Source organism: Escherichia sp. AM3 (assembly GCF_032029835.1).
Taxonomy (GTDB): domain Bacteria; phylum Pseudomonadota; class Gammaproteobacteria; order Enterobacterales; family Enterobacteriaceae; genus Escherichia; species Escherichia coli.
Genome location: NZ_JAVUPQ010001381.1, coordinates 1 through 229, shown reverse-complemented (window position 1 = coordinate 229; position 229 = coordinate 1). Strand labels below are relative to the sequence as shown.

Here is a 229-nt window from a genome sequence, read left to right as displayed (position 1 = left end):
GCGAGATCGAGCACGCGTTGTGGCTCGAGAAGGGAGTAAGGATGGGCTGGTGCCTGCTGACGCAAAGATTCCAGTCCACTGTGAATGTCTGTCACCGGTTGACCATCTGGCAGATGGCTCAGCAAATCCAGCGATCCGGATGAGAAATGCAGTGCGCTTTGACCACGAGTGACAATGGCACAGCGCAGGCCGTGTTTTTGCAGTTGCAGGCCACAGAGTAATCCGGCGA

The 229-nt window shown here is 56.3% G+C and carries 1 protein-coding gene; it reads right to left on the bottom strand.

The genetic code is table 11. The features are described from left to right. Positions 1 to 229, bottom strand: a 229-nt coding sequence (locus RTW80_RS31140; RefSeq protein ID WP_312722141.1) for an FAD-binding protein, incomplete at both ends; no start/stop codon positions are given.